Origin of the sequence: Streptomyces viridifaciens, from assembly GCF_001888885.2 — a bacterium.
GTDB lineage: Bacteria > Actinomycetota > Actinomycetes > Streptomycetales > Streptomycetaceae > Kitasatospora > Kitasatospora aureofaciens.
On the sequence record NZ_CP090841.1, the window covers coordinates 5,860,599 to 5,875,035 of the forward strand.

General features: G+C 72.7%; 14 protein-coding genes. 10 read left to right on the forward strand and 4 right to left on the reverse strand.

All coding sequences use genetic code 11. The features are described 5' to 3' along the window. Window positions 1–19: 19 nt before the first annotated feature. Window positions 20–916 carry an ornithine cyclodeaminase family protein gene (locus BOQ63_RS33565; protein WP_150476400.1) on the forward strand — a complete coding sequence of 299 codons (897 nt, stop codon included), beginning with the start codon at window positions 20–22 and terminating at the stop codon, window positions 914–916. A gap of 95 nt (window positions 917–1,011) precedes the next feature. Here the strand turns inward: BOQ63_RS33565 and BOQ63_RS33570 are convergent, their stop codons facing one another. Next, window positions 1,012–1,611, reverse strand: a complete 600-nt coding sequence (locus tag BOQ63_RS33570) for a TetR/AcrR family transcriptional regulator (protein ID WP_072655488.1) — start codon at window positions 1,609–1,611, stop codon at window positions 1,012–1,014. Between the two features lie 105 nt (window positions 1,612–1,716). Here BOQ63_RS33570 and BOQ63_RS33575 point away from each other — a divergent pair, with 105 nt between their 5' ends. From BOQ63_RS33575 to BOQ63_RS33585, 3 genes are all read left to right on the forward strand, one after another. Beyond that, complete coding sequence (locus BOQ63_RS33575) at window positions 1,717–2,610, forward strand: NAD(P)-dependent oxidoreductase (RefSeq protein WP_223886112.1); 894 nt, start codon at window positions 1,717–1,719, stop codon at window positions 2,608–2,610. A 128-nt stretch (window positions 2,611–2,738) separates the two neighbouring features. Next, window positions 2,739–3,449, forward strand: coding sequence for a GntR family transcriptional regulator (locus BOQ63_RS33580; RefSeq protein ID WP_030286167.1), 711 nt, complete (start codon window positions 2,739–2,741; stop codon window positions 3,447–3,449). Between the two features lie 101 nt (window positions 3,450–3,550). Then, a complete protein-coding gene (locus BOQ63_RS33585; RefSeq protein WP_030286170.1) occupies window positions 3,551–4,174 on the forward strand; it encodes a Uma2 family endonuclease in 624 nt (207 codons plus the stop codon). Window position 4,175: 1 nt separating this feature from the next. On the opposite strand, the gene BOQ63_RS33590 is transcribed toward BOQ63_RS33585, so the two are convergent. Together BOQ63_RS33590 and BOQ63_RS33595 are read right to left on the reverse strand one after the other, a co-directional pair. Beyond that, entirely contained in the window at window positions 4,176–4,859 is a 684-nt protein-coding gene (locus BOQ63_RS33590; RefSeq protein WP_072656411.1) for an ABC transporter ATP-binding protein, read from the reverse strand. Further along, complete coding sequence (locus BOQ63_RS33595; protein ID WP_072655489.1) at window positions 4,856–5,932, reverse strand: ABC transporter permease; 1,077 nt, start codon at window positions 5,930–5,932, stop codon at window positions 4,856–4,858. The genes BOQ63_RS33590 and BOQ63_RS33595 overlap by 4 nt, the downstream gene beginning before the upstream one ends. A 162-nt stretch (window positions 5,933–6,094) precedes the next feature. Between BOQ63_RS33595 and BOQ63_RS33600 the strand changes: the two genes are divergently transcribed. Genes BOQ63_RS33600 through BOQ63_RS33610 form a run of 3 tightly spaced genes read left to right on the forward strand, consistent with a single transcriptional unit; the run spans window position 6,095 to window position 8,992 of the window. After that, on the forward strand, window positions 6,095–7,300 hold the full coding sequence (locus BOQ63_RS33600) for a sensor histidine kinase (protein WP_150476213.1): 1,206 nt from the start codon (window positions 6,095–6,097) through the stop codon (window positions 7,298–7,300). Next, on the forward strand, window positions 7,297–7,923 hold the full coding sequence (locus tag BOQ63_RS33605) for a response regulator transcription factor (RefSeq protein WP_030286179.1): 627 nt from the start codon (window positions 7,297–7,299) through the stop codon (window positions 7,921–7,923). The genes BOQ63_RS33600 and BOQ63_RS33605 overlap by 4 nt, the downstream gene beginning before the upstream one ends. 46 nt (window positions 7,924–7,969) lie before the next feature. Next, window positions 7,970–8,992: a nitronate monooxygenase gene (locus tag BOQ63_RS33610; protein WP_030286184.1), complete on the forward strand. Its 1,023-nt coding sequence runs from the start codon at window positions 7,970–7,972 to the stop codon at window positions 8,990–8,992. Between the two features lie 92 nt (window positions 8,993–9,084). Here the strand turns inward: BOQ63_RS33610 and BOQ63_RS33615 are convergent, their stop codons facing one another. Beyond that, window positions 9,085–10,536, reverse strand: a complete 1,452-nt coding sequence (locus BOQ63_RS33615) for an aminopeptidase P family protein (protein WP_030286185.1) — start codon at window positions 10,534–10,536, stop codon at window positions 9,085–9,087. Window positions 10,537–10,730: 194 nt separating this feature from the next. Between BOQ63_RS33615 and BOQ63_RS33620 the strand changes: the two genes are divergently transcribed. The 3 genes from BOQ63_RS33620 to BOQ63_RS33630 are packed head-to-tail and all read left to right on the forward strand — an operon-like array spanning window position 10,731 to window position 14,436. Further along, window positions 10,731–12,485 carry an ABC transporter substrate-binding protein gene (locus BOQ63_RS33620; RefSeq protein WP_030286187.1) on the forward strand — a complete coding sequence of 585 codons (1,755 nt, stop codon included), beginning with the start codon at window positions 10,731–10,733 and terminating at the stop codon, window positions 12,483–12,485. Between the two features lie 11 nt (window positions 12,486–12,496). Beyond that, window positions 12,497–13,453 carry an ABC transporter permease gene (locus BOQ63_RS33625; RefSeq protein WP_030286189.1) on the forward strand — a complete coding sequence of 319 codons (957 nt, stop codon included), beginning with the start codon at window positions 12,497–12,499 and terminating at the stop codon, window positions 13,451–13,453. Further along, window positions 13,450–14,436: an ABC transporter permease gene (locus BOQ63_RS33630; RefSeq protein ID WP_030286191.1), complete on the forward strand. Its 987-nt coding sequence runs from the start codon at window positions 13,450–13,452 to the stop codon at window positions 14,434–14,436. Before BOQ63_RS33625 ends, BOQ63_RS33630 begins: the two co-directional genes overlap by 4 nt. Window position 14,437: the final 1 nt, after the last annotated feature.

Below are 14,437 nucleotides of genomic sequence, written 5' to 3' on the forward strand. Positions count from 1 at the left end.
TGAGCCGCTCCAGTCCACCGTGCCGGGCACCGGTGGGCTCGGGCCCGCCGGGGCGGTGCGGGCGATCGAGCGGGTGCTGCTGGACGGGCTGGACCCGGAGGCGGCGCCCGCCCGGTCGGCCGTACCGGTGCCGGCGGGAGAGCTGCTGCTGATGCCGGCCGCCGCCGGGCCGTACGCGGGCGTCAAGATCGCCGGGGTCGTGCCGGACAACCCGGCGCGCGGGCTGCCCCGGATCACCGGCAGCTACCTGCTGCTGGACGGGGCCACGCTCCAGCCGCTGGCCGTGCTGGACGGCGCGGCCCTCACGGCCCTGCGCACGCCCGCCGTGACGGCGGCGGCGCTGGCGAGGCTTGCGGAGCCGGAGGCCGAGCACCTGGTGGTGTTCGGCTCCGGCCCGCAGGCGTACGGGCACCTGGACGCGCTGCTGGCCGTCCGGCCGCTGCGGCGGCTCACCGTGGTGGCGCGCGACCCCGGGCGGGTGGCCGCGCTGGTGGCGTACGGGCGGGGGCTCGGACTCATGGCCTCGGCGGGTGGGCCGGAGGCGGTCGGGCGGGCGGACGTGGTGGTGTGCTGCACGACCGCGCGCACCCCGCTGTTCGACGGCGCGCTGGTGCCCGCGCATGCGGCCGTCGCGGCGGTCGGCTCGCACGAGCCGGAGGCGCGGGAGGTGGATGAGGTGCTGGTCGGCCGGGCCGAGCTGTACGTCGAGGCGCGGGCGGTGGCGGCGCGCGAGGCCGGGGACCTGCTGCTGGCGGGCGTCGGCGGACGGCAGCTGTGGAACCTGGCCGAACTGGTGCGCGGCGACGCGCTGGTGCCGGACGGGCGGCCGCGGTTCTTCAAGAGCGTCGGGATGGCCTGGGAGGACCTGGCCGTGGCGGCCGAGGTGTACCGGGCCGGGCGACGCCGGTCGCCGTAGCGTACGGGCCAACTGCCGGGAGTGCATCGCAGTTGTGGAGGCCGGAGCCGGCCTGGTGGGAAGGGATCCCCCACCGGGCCGGCTCCTTTCGTGCGTCAGTCCTGCGGGAGGTAGGTGGCGAGCAGCCGGGCCAGGTGGCGGCCGGCGATGTGCAGCGGCTCCTCGCTGCGGGCGACCTGGGCGGCGAGTTCGGCGCCCTCCAGGGTGTTGATGACGGTGCCGGCCAGCTCGCGGGCGTCCTCGGCGCCGATGCCGGCGGTGCGCAGGCGTTCCCCCACGATGGCCTGCCAGTTGGCGAAGGCCTCGGTCACGGCCTGCTCGATCACCGGGGCTCGGCCGACGGTCTCCAGGGCGGTGGTGGTGATCGGGCAGCCGTCCTGCCAGTCGGAGCCGCGCAGCTCGCGGGCGAGCAGAGTGGTGCAGGTGGTGACCGCCGCGGTCAGGTCCTCGGCGGAGCCGAGGCCGGCGCGCAGGATGACGGCGAACTCCTGGTCCCCGTGCCGGATCGCCTCGGCCGCCAACTCCTGCTTCCCGCCCGGGAAGAAGTGGTAGACGGAGCCCAGGGTGGCCTCGGCCTCGCGGGAGATCTGCTTGATCCCGGTGCCCTCGTAGCCCTGACGCTGCAGCAGCCGGGAGGTGGCCCGGACGATCCGCTCGCGGGTGCCGACGCTGCTGGTCTTCTCGGCGGTCTTCACGGGCCGAATCCTAGCCGAGATTCTGAGTAGAGCGTTCGTTCCAGAGTTGTGCTAGCGTCGCCGTCGGTACTGGATAGAGCGTTCGTTCTAGAGAGGGGAATCCCTGTGTCCACCGAGCAGCAGGCGAAGCGGTCCGTGACGGTGATCGGGCTCGGCCCGATGGGGCAGGCCATGGCCGGGGCGTACCTGGACGCCGGCTACGCCGTCACGGTGTGGAACCGCACGGCCGCGCGGGCCGACGAACTGGTCGCCCGGGGAGCGCGGTTGGCGCCCGGCGCGGAGGCGGCGGTGGCCGCCAACGAACTCGTGGTGCTCAGCCTCACCGACTACGACGCGGTGTTCGCGGTGCTGGAGTCGGTGGAAGGGGCGGTGGCCGGGAAGGTGATCGCCAACCTCAGTTCGGACACCCCCGCGCGGGCCCGCGAGGCGGCACGGTGGCTCACCGAGCGCGGCGCGGGGCACCTCACCGGCGGGGTGCAGGTGCCGCCCTCCGGCATCGGCAGCCCCGAGTCGTCCACCTTCTACAGCGGGCCGGTCGAGCTGTTCAACCGGCACCGGGCCGCGCTGGAGGTGCTGACCGGGGCCGACTTCCGGGGTGACGACCCCGGGCTGGCACAGCTGTACTACCAGATCCAGATGGACCTGTTCTGGACCTCCATGGCCGGCTACCTGCACGCCACCGCGATCGCCGAGGCCAACGGCATCTCGGCCGAGGAGTTCCTGCCGTACCTGTCCTCGACCGCGGCCTCCATGCCGGGCTTCCAGGCGTTCTACGCGCCTCGGATCACGGCCGGGAACCACGCCGGGGACGTCGACCGGCTGGCGATGGCGCTGGCCAGCATCGAGCACGTCCGGCACACCGCCGAGGCCTCCGGGGTGGACGACGCCCTGCCGGCCGTCCTGGCCGAGGCCTTCCGACGCGGGGTCGAGTCCGGGCGCGGCGCGGCGAGCCTGACCGCACTGGTGGGGCAGTTCCGCCGGGCGCAGCCGTCCGCGTAGCGGCAGATCGTGGGCCGCCGGCCGTTGTCAGGGCCGGCGGCCGCTGTCACCATGAGTCCCGGACTGTTGCATGCTCAACGTAACGTGACATTGTACGCTGGTGTTCTGCACCCACCCGGAGGAACACCATGGCCGAGCTCAAATCCCGCACCCTGATCTCCGTGCAGGAGCGGCTCCGCGACCAGGTCGCCCACGCCCTCCGGGCGGCCCTCATCTCCGGCGAACTGCGCCCCGGCGTCGTCTACTCCGCCCCCGCGCTCGCCGCCGATTTCGGCGTCTCCGCCACCCCCGTGCGCGAGGCCATGCTCGACCTCGCCCGTGAAGGCCTGGTCGAAGCCGTCCGCAACAAGGGCTTCCGGGTCACCGAGCTCACCGAGCGCGACCTGGACGACTACACCGAGATCCGCGCCCTGATCGAGGTCCCGACCGTCGGCCGGGTCACGCGCACCGCGAGCAAGGACCAGCTGGAGCGGCTGCGCCCCCAGGCCGAGGCGATCGTCGCGGCCGCGCGCAAGCACGACCTGATCGGGTACCTGGAGGCGGACCGGCAGTTCCACCTCGACCTGCTGGGGCTGGCGGGCAACGCGCGGCTGGTGGAGGTGGTCGGGGACCTGCGCAAGCGCTCCCGGCTGTACGGGCTGACCCGGCTGGACGAGCAGGGGCAGCTGGTGTCCTCGGCGGAGGAGCACGTGGAGCTGCTCGACCTGATGCTCGGCGGCGACGCCGAGGCGGCGGAGGCCTGCATGACGCGGCACCTCAGCCATGTGCGCTCCCTCTGGGCCGGCCAGGACGAGACGGCGGAGTCGGAGCGCCCGGCCCTGCGGCTGCGGGCCCGGTAGCGGTTGAAACCACCCTTTGGGGTGAATGCGACAGATTGGGTGTCGGGAAGCGCTCCGGTCCTACGATGATGTTCTCGACATCGGCAGCCAGGAGGAAATCCATGTCCGCCGCAGCAGTGGAAGAGCCCTTCGAGCAGGCCCCGCCGCTCGAAGCCGCCGAGCAGCCGACGCTGCTTGAGGCCGCCGAGCTGATTTCCAACCAGCTCGTTGGGTACCGGGTCGAGATCGTCGGGGGCCAGATCACCGTGACGCCGCCGCCAAATGCTTCGCACGGTAAGTCGCTGAGCCGCCTCATGCGGGCACTGTTTGCGGCTGGGCTCGACGGGGAGGAGGTCGAGGTCCTGCAGAACATCGGTATCTGGTTGCCCGACGGACCTTCTGACTATGCCGTACCAGACCTGTCGATCGTCGACGCCGACATCGATGACCACGTGATCGAGTACAACTGTTACGACCCGGCAGTCTTCCGGCTCGTACTCGAAGTCACGTCATCGAATCTCAGCGACGACCTCAAGCGGAAGCCAACCGTTTACGCGTCTGCTGGTGTGCCCGTTTACGTCATCGTGGATCGGAAGAATCAGCGAGTCATGGTGTTGACCGATCCGAAGGACAGCGAGTACCAGGTGCACGCCGTCCACCATCCCGGGCAGTCATTCACATTGCCCGAATCGATCGGGGCAACGGTGACGCTTTCGGTGGACGACGTGCTCTCCGCCAAGAGGTAGCTCAGGCCGCGGCCGAAGGCACCACCAGCCGGCCGTCGTGGACCTCGGCGATCTGGTCCACCGCCGTCAGGTGGGTGCGGTCGTGGGTGACCAGGACGGTCGCGGTGGCCCGCCGGTGGGTGAGTTCGGTGATCAACTCCAGTACCGCCGCCCCGCGTTCGTGGTCGAGGGCGCTGGTGGGCTCGTCCACCAGCAGCACCGTGGGGTCGTTCATCAGGGCGCGGGCGATGTTGATCCGCTGCCGCTGGCCGCCGGACAGCTGGTGCGGCCGTCGGTGGGCCTGGTCGTGGAGGCCGACGGCGTCCAGGAGTTCCAGGGCGCGGGGGAGGGCGCTGCGGGGGGAGCGGCCGTCGAGGTGGGCCATCACCTGCAGCTGCTCGGCGGCGGTGAGCGAGGGCAGCAGGTTGGCCTGCTGGAAGACGATGCCGATCCTGGTGCGGCGCAACGAGGTCAGCGCGGTGCGGTCGAGGCCCGCCGTGTCGGTGCCGTCCACGACGACCCGCCCGGAGTCCGGGCCGATCAGGGTGGCGGCCACCGCCAGCAGGCTGGACTTGCCGGAGCCGGAGGGGCCGACGACGGCCGTGAGCGTCCCCTTGGGGACGGTCAGGGAGACGTCGTCCAAGGCCGTGAGCCGGCCGTCGCCGTCGGGGTAGGTGAGGGTGATGCGGTCCAGGACAAGGCTCATCGGGCGCTCCCCAGGGCGGTCAGCGGGTCGACGGAGGTGATCCGGCGGATGGACAGGGCCGCGCCGACCGCGCCGAGGGCGATCATGACGGCGGCGGGTAGCAGCAGGGTCGGGGCATCCAGGACGAAGGGGACGGCGGAGCCGATCAGTGAGCCGGCGCCGAGGGCGATCGCGGTGCCGACGGCCGTACCGAGTACCAGCAGCAGGACGGCCTGGGCGAGGGCGTCGCGCAGCAGGTAGCGGGTGGAGGCGCCGAGGGCCTTCAACACCGCGACGTCGCCGCTGCGCTGGATCGTCCAGACGGTGAAGAAGGCGCCGATCACCAGGGCCGAGATGGCGAACAGGAAGCCGCGCATCAGCTGGAGGGAGCCGTTCTCGGAGGTGTAGGAGCCGATCGCGGCGAGGGCGTCGTCCCGGGTGCGGGTCTCGGTGCCGTGGCGGGCGTCGGCCGCGGCGAGGTCGGCGCCCGCGGTGGTGCGGAGGGCGACGACGGTGGCGTGGCCGGTGCCGCCGGGGGCGAACTGCTGCCAGTCGGAGAGGCTGGTCCAGATCACCGGGGTGTGGCTGTACGCGGCGTCGCCCTCGACGGCGGCGACGGTGAGCCGGTGGCCGGCCAGGGTGAAGTCGGCGCCGTCGGTGAGGTTGCCGAGCTTCTCGGCGGCGGCGGTGGACAGCACGGCCCGACCGGGACCGACCCGGCCGCCCTGCGGAGCGAGGTCGGAGCCGTCCGGGACGCCGAAGGCGGAGAGGGCGGCGGTGCGCTGCCCGGCGGCGGCCTTGGTGGTGGTGATGCCGAGCGGCTGGGCGGAGGTGACGCCGGGCTCGCGTGCCCAGGCCTGCCACTGGTCGGGGGTGACCTGGGAGTCGGTGAAGTTGAGCTCCTGGCCGTCGGCGGGCTTGCCGAACACCAGGTGGTCGGCGGGAAGGCCCTCGATGGCGGAGATGTTCTGCCGGCCGAGTCCGGCGGTGAGCCCGGACAACAGGCCGACCAGCACGGTGATCAGCACGATGACGGTTCCCATCAGGGCGAACCGCCCCTTGGCGAACCTCAGATCCCTCCAGGCGACGAACACGGTGGGCCTTCCTGCGGACAGACGGGTGATGCTCACACCGTCCCTCGAAGGAGGGGGAGGGGGCATCGCGCGGGGGATTGCATCCTGGGCATCGAAGGGCCGAAGCGCCGGTCAACCTTTTGATTGATGCTGCTCGGCGGGCCGGGAGCTTAGGCTGGAGGGATGGCGACCGAACGATCCAGGACCATCCCCGTCGCCCGCGTCCTCCAGGTCTGCCTGCACCTGCTCGTGGCGGGCCTGCTGGCGCTCGCCGTCGCCCGCGTCGCCTTCGTCGAGCGCGGCGGCGATCCGGCCGCCGTCGCCGCCGCGGCCTCCGCGACGGCCGCGGTGTACGCCGCCGGCCCCCGGCTGGCCGCCGTCCGCCGCTCGCGCCGGGGCGCGGCGCTCTGGCTGGCGCTGCTCGGCGTCACCTGGGCGGGCCTGCTGGTCGCCACCCAGGACGGGGTGTGGCTGGCGTTCCCGCTGTACTTCCTGGAACTGCACCTGCTCGGCCAGCGCAGCGGCCTGGCCGCGGTCGGGCTGACGGCCGCCGCCTCGATCGCCGCGTGGTCCTGGCACCAGCACAGCTTCAGCCTCGCCGCCTCGATCGGGCCCGCCCTCGGGGCGGCCGTCGCCACCGCCACCGTGCTCGGCTACCAGGCGCTGTACCGGGAGAGCGAGGAGCGGCGCCGGCTGATCGACGAGCTGACCGCGGCCCGCGCCGACGCCGCCGCCGCCCACCACGCGGCCGGGGTGCTGGCCGAGCGCGAGCGCCTCGCCCGGGAGATCCACGACACCCTCGCGCAGAGCCTCAGCTCCATCCAGCTGCTGCTGCGGGCCGCCCAGCGGGCGCTGCCCGAGCGGACCGAGGCCGCGGCCCGGTACGTCGAGCAGGCGCGGCAGGCCGCCCAGGACAACCTGGACGAGGCCCGGCGGTTCGTCCGCGCGCTGAGCCCGCCCGCGCTGGACGGCGATCCGCTGCCGGTCGCGCTGGAGCGGCTGTGCGCGACCACCACGGCGCACAGCGCGCTGCCCGTCCACCTGCACGTCTCCGGGGACCCGGTCCGGCTGCCGGCGGCGCAGGAGGTGGCCCTGCTGCGGATCGCGCAGTCGGCGCTCGGCAACACCGTGCGGCACGCGAAGGCCTCGCGGGCCGAGGTGACACTCAGCTACATGGAGGGCGAGGTGGCGTTGGACGTGTTCGACGACGGGGCCGGGTTCGATCCGGCGGCGGTGGCCGGCCGCACCGGCGGGGACGGCGGCTTCGGGCTGCCCTCGATGCGCGCCCGGGCGCGGGCGCTCGGCGGCAGCTTCACGGTGGAGTCGGCGCCCGGACAGGGCACGGCGCTGGCGGTGCAGCTGCCGGTCGGCCCGGAGGTCGGACCGTGATCCGGCTGTTGATCGCCGACGACCACCCGGTGGTGCGGGCCGGGCTGCGGGCGGTGCTGGAGAGCGAACCGGACTTCGCCATCGTGGCGGAGGCGGCCACCGCGGAGCGGGCCGTCGAGCTGGCCGCCGAGCCGGGGGTGGACGTGGTCCTCATGGACCTGCAGTTCGGGCCCGGTTCGGCGATGAACGGGGCCCAGGCCACCGCGGCGATCACCGCCCGGCCAGGCGCGCCGCGGGTGCTGGTGGTCACCACCTACGACAGCGACGCGGACACCCTGCCCGCGCTGGAGGCCGGCGCGACCGGGTACCTGCTCAAGGACGCCCCGCCGGAGGAGCTGGCCCAGGCGGTACGGGCCGCCGCGGCGGGGCGCAGCGCGCTGGCGCCGAGCGTGGCGGACCGGCTGCTGGAGCGGATGCGCACGCCGTCGGCAGCGCTCAGCGCGCGGGAGACCGAGGTGCTGGGGCTGGTCGCGGACGGCTTGACCAACCAGCAGGTCAGCCAGCGGCTGCACCTGAGCCAGGCCACGGTGAAGTCCCATCTGGTGCACGTCTACACCAAGTTGGGGGTGGACTCGCGCACGGCGGCGGTGCGGGAGGCGCGCAGGCGGGGGCTGATCCGCTGAGCGTAGGGTGAGGGAGGTACCCGTAGGAGTGGGAGGAGGCCCCCCGATGGCCGTGCGTCTCGACGAACTCGCCGTACCGGTGATCGGCGCCCCGATGGCGGGCGGCGCCTCGACGCCCGAACTGGCGGCCGCGGTGAACCGGGCCGGCGGGCTGGGGTTCCTGGCCGCGGGCTACAAGAGCGCCACGGGGATGGCCGAACAGATCGCCGCGGTCCGGAAGTCGACCGACCGACCGTACGGGGTGAACCTCTTCGTGCCGGCCCCGCCCGCCGATCCGGCCGCGGTGGCCGCCTACCGGGAGCGGCTGCGGCCGGAGGCCGAGCGGTGGGGGGTGGCGCTGCCGGAGGAGATCGGGCCGGACCGGGACGACTGGGAGGCCAAGCTCGCCGTGCTGCTCGCGGACCCGGTGCCGGTGGTCTCGTACACCTTCGGGCTGCCGACGGCCGAGGAGTCGGCGGCGCTGCGGGCGGCTGGGACGCTGCAGGTCGGCACCGTCACCACGCCGGAGGAGGCGCGGGCGGCCCAGGCGGTCGGGATGGACGCGCTGTGCGTGCAGGGCCCGGAGGCGGGCGGGCACCGCGGCACCCACCGGGCGGCGGACGCGGCGGGGGAGCTGCCGCTGCTGGAACTGCTGGCCGCGGTACGGGCGGTGACGCCGCTGCCGCTGGTCGCCGCGGGCGGGCTGGGCGACGGCGCGGCGATCGCGGCGGCGCTGCGGGCCGGGGCGGTCGCGGTGCAACTGGGGACGGCGCTGCTGCGCTCCGACGAGTCCGGCGCCTCGGCCGCCCATCGGGCCGCGCTCACCGAACTGCCGGAGACCGTCGTCACCCGCGCCTTCACCGGCCGTCCGGCCCGCGGCCTGCGCAACGCCTTCATCGACCGCCACGGCCCGTACGCCCCGCCCGCCTACCCCGAGGTGCACCACCTCACCGCACCTCTGCGAGCCGCCGCCACCCGCCGCGCCGACACCGACGCCATGCACCTCTGGGCGGGCACCGCCCACCGGCTCGCCCGCACGGGCCCGGCGGAGGACATCGTGGCGCAGCTGTGGCGGAGCGCGCGGGGGTAGTGCGCTCGGCGCGCCTCGGCGGTGAGGTCGAAGTCACCGTGAAGCAGGGGGAGCGGACGATCAAGGTGGCTTGATCGTCCACTCGACCGGACTCAGCTCAGCAGGTCCGCCATCCAGGACTCGATGGCGTTGACCGTGCGGGGGAGGGCGCCGGACATCAGGTGGGCGCCGTCCTCGGTGATGACGAGGTCGTCCTCGATGCGGATGCCGAGGCCGCGGAGTTCCAGGGGGAGCGTTTCGTCGTCGGGTTGGAGGTAGAGGCCGGGTTCGACGGTGAGGACCATGCCCGCTTCCAGGGTGCCGTCGACGTAGCGGTCGGCGCGGGCCTTGGCGCAGTCGTGGTAGTCGAGGCCGAGCATGTGGCCGCTGCCGCAGAGGGTGTAGCGGCGGTACAGGCCGTTGTCGTCGGCGAGGGCCTGCTCGGCCGGGATGCGCAGGACGCCCCAGTCGGCGAGGCCTTCGGCGATGACGCGCATGGCGGCCCGGTGGAAGTCGCGGAAGCGGGCGCCGGGGCGCAGGGCGGCGATGCCGGCGCTCTGGGCGGCGAGGACGAGTTCGTAGGCCTGGCGCTGGACGGGGGTGAAGGTGCCGCCGAGGGGGAGGGTGCGGGTGATGTCGGCGGCGTAGAGGGTGTCGGTCTCGACGCCGGCGTCGAGCAGGAGCAGGGAGTTCGGGTCGAGGGCGCCGTCGTTGCGGATCCAGTGCAGGACGCAGGCGTGGGCGCCGGAGGCGGCGATGGTGGTGTAGCTGGGGCCGTTGCCCTCGGCGCGGGCGCGCAGGTCGAAGACGCCCTCGATCCAGCGTTCGCCGCGGTGGTGGCGCAGGGCGGTGGGCAGGGCGCGGACGACGTCCTCGAAGCCGCTGACGGTGTGGTCGACGGCGAGTTGCAGCTGCTGGACCTCCCAGGTGTCCTTGACCAGTCGCAACTCGGAGAGGACGGCGGCGAGTTCGCCGTGACGCAACGAGTCGCCGTCGAGGTCGAGCGCGGAGTCGACGAAGGGGTCGGTGCCGGCCAGTACGCGGGTGGGCGGCTGTGGTCCGGTGAGCAACTTGCCCAGGTCGTCGAGGTGTTCGGTGCGCAGTCCGGTGAGCTGGGCCGCCTCGGCGAGGTCGGGGCGGCGGCCGACCCAGAACTCGCCGTAGCGGCGGTCGCGGTAGAACTCGCCGCCGTCGCGCGGGGAGCGGGGGCGGACGTAGAGCACCGGTTCGTGGCCCGCGGCGCCGGCCGGTTCGAGGACGAGGACGTGGTCGGCCTGGTCCTCGCCGGTGAGCCCGGTGAGCCAGACGTAGGCGCTGTGCGGTCGGAAGCGGTGGTCCAGGTCGTTGCAGCGGACCTTGAGGCGCCCGGCCGGGACGATCAGGCGTTCACCGGGGAAGGTGGCGGAGAGCCGGGCGCGGCGGCCGGGGAATCCGGAGTGGCCGGGGACGCGCCGGTCGGCGGGGAGCGGGGTGGCGGCCCAGTGGGAGGCCATGAAGGCGTCCAGGGCGGGGGAGACCGGGAGGTCGTGGCTGCCGGTGGTGAGTCCGGGCTGCGGGAGGGTCACCGGTGAACTCCTAGGCGGGGGTGGCGAGCTGGGGCGCACGGACACAGCTGGGTAACGGCGGCCGCCACCCCTTGTGCAGTGCAATTTCACATTACTATGTTACGGGTCACACGGCGGTGCGGCCAGAGCCGGGCCCCGCGACCGAACCAGGCCCAGAGCGGGCCAATGCAGGCCCCCCACAGCGGAGTTGCCACATGACCAGGCGCACCCATGCCATCCTCGCCACCGCCCTCGCGGCGGCCCTCACCCTCGGCCTCGGGGCCTGCAAGAACGACAAGAGCGACAGTGGCGGTGGCGACGCCGCGGCCGGCAGCACCCGGGCCCCCGGTGCCGAGTCGGGGACGATCGTCGGCGGCACGCCGGTGAAGGGCGGCACCCTGACGGTGCTGTCCAACCAGGACTTCGCCCACCTCGATCCGGCCCGCAACTGGACCATGCCGAACATGGACTTCGGCATCCGGCTGCTCTACCGCACCCTGGTCACCTTCAAGGCCGAGCCGGGCGCCGCGGGCAGCGAGATCGTCCCGGACCTCGCCACCGACCTCGGCCGGCCCTCGGACGGCGGGAAGACCTGGACCTTCACCCTCAAGGACGGCGTCAAGTACGAGGACGGCACGCCGATCAAGTCCGCCGACATCAAGTACAACGTCGAGCGCTCCTTCGCCCCCGACCTCACCGGTGGCCCCGACTACGCCCAGCAGTACCTGGCCGACGACGAGAACTACAAGGGCCCGCTGAACGGCGAGCACCTGGCGAGCATCGAGACCCCGGACGACAGGACGGTGGTCTTCCACCTCAAGCGCCCGGTCGCCGAGTTCTCGTACACCGCGACCCTGCCGACCTTCGCCCCCGTGCCGCAGTCCCAGGACAAGGGCCCCCAGTACGACCTGCGGCCGTTCTCCTCCGGCCCGTACCGGATCGAGACCTACGACCGGGGCAAGCAGCTCGTCCTGGTCCGCAACACCAACTGGGACCAGTCCACCGACCCGGTCCGCAAGGCGTACCCGGACAGGATCGTTGTCACCCAGGGCCTCAAGGGCGGCCAGGTGGACGACCGGATCATCGCCAGCGAGGGCGCGGACGCCTCCGCGGTGGAGTGGATGAACCTGCGCCCCGAGTCCGTCTCCAAGGTGCTGCCCAAGGCGGACGTGCGGTCCCGGCTGATCGCCGAGCAGCAGGGCTGCACCGACATGCTGTACCCCAACACCTCCAAGGCGCCCTTCGACGACCCCAAGGTGCGCGAGGCCCTGATGTACGCGGTCGACCGGGACGCCCAGGTGACGGCGAACGGAGGCCCGGCGATGGGTGACGTGGCCACCTCCTACCTCCCGCCCGCACTGGCCGGCGGCACCAAGCTGGACCCGCTGAAGATCCCCTCCACCGGCGACCCGGAGAAGGCCAAGCAGCTGCTCAAGGACGCGGGCAGGACGGACCTCAAGGTCTCGCTGACCGTCTCCTCCGGGGACAAGACCCGGGCCGAGGCGCTGCAGCAGTCGCTGGCCAAGGTCGGGATCCAGGTCACCATCACCACCGCCGACCCGTCCGTCTACTACGACACCATCGGCGACACCAAGAACGCTCCCGACCTGGCCATCCTCGGCTGGTGTCCGGACTACCCGTCCGGCGCGACCTTCCTGCCGCAGGTCTTCGACGGCCGCACCATCAAGGAGAAGGGCAACCAGGGCAACGTCGAGCAGTTCCGCGACCAGGTCACCTCGGACCGGATCGACCAGATCAACGCGATGTCCGACGTCACCGAGGCCAACAAGGCGTGGCAGCAGCTCAACGAGGAGCTGATGAAGAAGGCGCCCACCGTGCCGATGCTGTGGCAGCGCCGTCCGCTGCTGGCCGGGACGAACGTGGCCGGGGCGTTCGGCTCCCCGGTGTGGACCGGTCAGTGGGACTTCGCCACGATCGGCCTCAAGGACCCCTCGAAGAGCAAGGGCTGAGGGCTCCTCCGATGAGCACCACCATCGAAACCGCTACGGCCGAAGCGCCGCCGCCACCGGTGAAACGTTCCAGCAGGGGGCCCTGGCGACTGGTCTGGGACCAGCTCTGGGCCAAGGGCTCGGCCCGCTTCGGCCTGGTCACCGTCGCCCTGCTGATCCTGCTCGCCGTCCTCGCCGAGCCGCTGAGCGAACTCGGCGGCTGGACCCCCGAGGAGTTCGACAAGCGCGCCGTGGACCCGTACCTCGGCGGCCAGCCGATCGGCGACTTCGGCGGCATCGGCACCCGGCACTGGCTGGGCGTCGAACCCGCCACCGGGCGCGACCTGTTCGCCCGGGTGCTGCACGGCGGCCAGGTCTCGCTGCTGATCGCCTTCACCGCCACCGCCGTGGTGGTGGTCACCGGCACCCTGGTCGGCATCGCGGCCGGCTACTTCGGCGGACGGACCGACACCGTGCTGTCCCGGCTGATGGACCTGACCATGTCCTTCCCCTCGCTGATCTTCATGATCTCGATGATGTCGGTGGCCAAGGACGTCAACCGGATCCTGCTGATCACCCTGGTGATCGGGCTGTTCACCTGGCCCGGCATCGCCCGGGTGGTGCGCGGCCAGACCCTCTCGCTCAAGCACCGCGAGTACGTCGAGGCCGCCAAGGTCGGCGGCGCCCGCCCCTGGCGGATCCTCACCCGGGAGATCCTGCCGAACGTCTCCGGCCCGGTCATCGCCTACACCACCCTGCTGGTGCCCGGCATGATCGCCACCGAGGCCGCGCTCAGCTACCTCGGCGTGGGCGTGCGCCCGCCGACCGCCTCCTGGGGCCAGATGATCGCCGAGAGCATCAGCTTCTACGAGACCGACCCGACCTACTTCCTGATCCCGACGGCCTTCCTGTTCCTCGCCGTGCTCGCCTTCACCCTGCTCGGCGACGCGCTGCGCGACATCCTCGACCCCAGGGGAGGCCGGTCGTGATCCTCTACCTCGGCCGCCGGCTGCTCGGCGCGCTCGGCATCCTGCTGGCGATCTGCGCGATCACCTTCACCATCTTCTACCTGCTGCCCGCCGACCCGGCGGTGGCCGCCTGCGGCAAGACCTGCAGCCCCGAGCGGGTCGCCGAGGTCAAGGCCGCGATGGGATTGGACCAGCCGGTCTGGGAACAGTTCGCCACCTATGTGACCGGCATCTTCGCCGGACGCGACTACGGCAGCGGGGCCGGCGCCACCCACTGCGGCTTCCCCTGCCTCGGCTACTCCTACGAGTACTCGCTGCCGGTCTGGGGGCTGCTCACCGACCGCCTGCCAGTCTCCGTCTCGCTGGCCGTCGGCGCGTCCGTGCTCTGGCTGGTCCTCGGCCTGGGCGCGGGCGTCACCTCGGCGCTGCGCAAGGGCGGGGCCGTCGACCGGACGCTGATGGTGTTCTCGGTCGGGGCGGCCTCGCTGCCGGTCTACTTCACCTCGATCATGCTGATCTGGGGCGTGGTCAGGACGGCCGGGCTGCTGCCGTACCCGTCGTACCACGCGTTCACGGACGGCCCGGTCGCCTGGGCCTCCAACCTGCTGCTGCCCTGGATCGCCCTCGCCCTGCTCTACGCGGCCATGTACGCCCGGCAGAGCCGCAACTCGATGATCGAGGCGATGGCCGAGCCGTACATCCGCACCGCCCGGGCGAAGGGGCTGCCGCCGCGCACCGTGACGGTCAAGCACGGGCTGCGCTCCGGGATGACGCCGATCCTGACCATCTTCGGGATGGACCTCGGCGGGCTGCTGGCCGGCGCCGTCATCACCGAGTCGATATTCGGACTGCCCGGCGTCGGGCGGCTCTTCTACGACGCGCTGGTGCGCTCCGACCAGCCGGTGATCCTCGGCGTCACCCTGCTCGCGGCCACCTTCATCGTCGCCGCGAACCTGCTGGTCGACGTGCTGTACGCGTACGTCGACCCGAGAGTGAGGTACTGAG

What these genes read in the sequence shown, in the direction of transcription:
- BOQ63_RS33580 (WP_030286167.1), top strand. Translation starts at nt 2,739, where the DNA reads ATGGCCGAGCTCAAATCCCGCACCCTGATCTCCGTGCAGGAGCGGCTC.
- BOQ63_RS33585 (WP_030286170.1), top strand. Translation starts at nt 3,551, where the DNA reads ATGTCCGCCGCAGCAGTGGAAGAGCCCTTCGAGCAGGCCCCGCCGCTC.
- BOQ63_RS33590 (WP_072656411.1), bottom strand. Translation starts at nt 4,859, where the DNA reads ATGAGCCTTGTCCTGGACCGCATCACCCTCACCTACCCCGACGGCGAC.
- BOQ63_RS33600 (WP_150476213.1), top strand. Translation starts at nt 6,095, where the DNA reads ATGGCGACCGAACGATCCAGGACCATCCCCGTCGCCCGCGTCCTCCAG.
- BOQ63_RS33610 (WP_030286184.1), top strand. Translation starts at nt 7,970, where the DNA reads ATGGCCGTGCGTCTCGACGAACTCGCCGTACCGGTGATCGGCGCCCCG.
- BOQ63_RS33620 (WP_030286187.1), top strand. Translation starts at nt 10,731, where the DNA reads ATGACCAGGCGCACCCATGCCATCCTCGCCACCGCCCTCGCGGCGGCC.
- BOQ63_RS33625 (WP_030286189.1), top strand. Translation starts at nt 12,497, where the DNA reads ATGAGCACCACCATCGAAACCGCTACGGCCGAAGCGCCGCCGCCACCG.